Source organism: Halobacillus sp. BBL2006 (genome assembly GCF_000786645.1).
Lineage (GTDB): Bacteria > Bacillota > Bacilli > Bacillales > Halobacillaceae > Halobacillus.
In genome coordinates this window covers 1-1,851 of the sequence record NZ_JRNX01000773.1, presented here as the reverse complement: position 1 = coordinate 1,851, position 1,851 = coordinate 1, and the positions used below count along the sequence as shown (strand labels likewise).

Below are 1,851 nucleotides of genomic sequence, written 5' to 3'. Positions count from 1 at the left end.
ATATTATTTGCCAAATTGGTCCTGGTTTATTTGGGGTTCGGACAGAGGATGGGGAGTTTTCATGGGAAGAGTTCAAACGGAAAAGTGAAATAGAAGAGGTGAAAGCTTTTGAATTGAAACTTGCTCAAGGCGCGAAAACGAGAGGAGGACATGTGGATGGATCGAAGGTCACTCCAGAGATTGCCTCCATCCGCAATGTCAAACCCTGGACATCCATTGACAGTCCTAATCGGTTTTATCAGTTTGATAGTACGCCTGAGATGTTCGAGTTTATTAAAGAACTAAGAGAAACAGGTGGGAAGCCTGTGGGAATTAAAATCGTTGTCGGGAATACGGAAGAGGTAGAATCCATCATTTCGTACATGGCAGAAAGCGGTGAAGGGCCGGATTTTATTACAGTTGATGGCGGAGAAGGGGGTACCGGAGCTTCTTATCAGGAACTTGCCGATGCCACTGGGCTTCCCATTAAAACAGCTCTGCCGTTTGTCGATGATCTGCTGAAGAAATACAAGGTAAGGGACAGGGTGAAAATTTTCGCATCAGGAAAGCTGCTTACTCCAGATAAAATTGCCATCGCCTTAGCCTTAGGAGCAGACTTAGTCAACATCGCAAGAGGGATGATGTTTTCGGTTGGCTGCATTCAGGCTCAAGTTTGTCATACGAATAACTGTCCCGTCGGTGTGGCAACAACAGATCCTAAGTTGCAAAAAGCGTTAATTGTGGAAGAAAAATCATTCCGTACTTGCAATTATGTACTTTCATTGCGAGAAGGATTGGTGAACTTGGCAGCAGCCGCCGGCATTGATTCTCCGACCAAATTCGAAAGGAAGCACATCGTTTACAAGGATGATCAAGGGCAACTGCATTCCCTCGACAATATGCTCAAGAGTCCTGCTGGTTGAAGTAGTCCTTTGATATCAAATACGTTATTTTGTGGATAGGAATGGTCTTAAAGTGATTCTCTTACGAAAACTAGCTAGACGGTAAAGAAGAAGAGTGATTTCTCTGCAAGAAGATCATCATCCAGCTCCAAATACGGAATCGTTATAAAAAAGTCACAAAGAACCAGCTGAGCTTTGAATAGAAAGGGGTCCTAACTGTGAACCAAAGGAATCATTTGTCTGTTCTGTCGCCTTTTTCAGGAAGAGTCAGGAATTTGGCTGAAGCACCGAAAACAAAATTCGCAAGAAAAATGTTAGGGGAAGGGATCGGTGTTGAGCCCACAGAAGGAAGGGCCACTTCACCTGTAAATGGCGAAGTGGTACAAGTCTTCCCAACTAAACATGCGGTCACGATTGCCACAGATTCAAATGTTGAACTAATGATACAAGTTGGTATGGAGAGTAATGAACTAGAAGGAAAAGGATTTCAGGTTCACGTTAAAGAGAAAGACCAGGTGAAAAAGGGGGATCCTTTGATCACTTTTGATGTTGACTTGTTAAAAAATAATCTCACGAGTATTCTTTCTCCTGTAGTTGTTGTAAATCCGAATAAAATTAAAGAGATTCATTATACAGATGTAACAAATGCAAAACATAATCAAACCATACTCTATGATGTTGAATTAGCGGCGGACGGGGATTCAATGGAGTAACTGCTTACCTATGGTCAAAGGAATGAGACTAATGTTTTACATAAATCACAAGCAGAAAGATAGGATGAGGTAGTTAGGACCTGGATGACGTGCAGACGGCTCGACATGAGAATGGGTGGTCAATCCTCATTTATAGGATATTTGGTGTTCGGACAGCTTTTGAACGATCTTGGAGGGGAAAGAAGTAGGGGAATAAACGCAATCATTTGAACAGGGACGCTCATGGCGCATCTATGAGCGTTTTTTTCTGGTTTTTT

The 1,851-nt window shown here is 42.5% G+C and carries 2 protein-coding genes; both read left to right on the top strand.

Annotated features, from left to right (window positions below; translation table 11 throughout):
• On the top strand, window positions 1-902 hold a 902-nt coding region (locus LD39_RS19510; RefSeq protein ID WP_035552226.1), incomplete at its 5' end, for an FMN-binding glutamate synthase family protein.
• 197 nt (window positions 903-1,099) lie between these two features.
• Entirely contained in the window at window positions 1,100-1,594 is a 495-nt protein-coding gene (locus LD39_RS19505) for a glucose PTS transporter subunit IIA (protein WP_035552223.1), read from the top strand.
• The last annotated feature ends 257 nt before the right edge of the window (window positions 1,595-1,851 follow it).